Below are 246 nucleotides of genomic sequence, written 5' to 3' on the forward strand. Positions count from 1 at the left end.
TATTCACCACAGCTACTCCGTTGCCTGGCGTTGTTTGCAGGCTAAACGTTAACGGGTCTCCGTCAGGATCTACCGCCACTACTCGATTAATTAACGTGCTATCTTCCGCAATCGTAAAACTGACATTGGACGTAATTGGGGGATCATTTACAGGGATAACGTTAATGGTCACCGTTGAAACCGCCGTTCCTCCTTGACCATCCGACACCAATACCGTAAACTGATCCGTCCCATTAAAATTCAAGT

The 246-nt window shown here is 46.7% G+C and carries 1 protein-coding gene; it reads right to left on the reverse strand.

Features of this window, described 5'->3' with window-relative positions:
• Positions 1-246: Ig-like domain-containing protein (locus LJC66_RS27620; protein ID WP_230933933.1), on the reverse strand; the 246-nt coding region annotated here is incomplete at both ends.

Source organism: Priestia sp. TSO9 (genome assembly GCF_021029645.1).
Classification (GTDB): Bacteria; Bacillota; Bacilli; order Bacillales; family Bacillaceae_H; genus Priestia; species Priestia megaterium_E.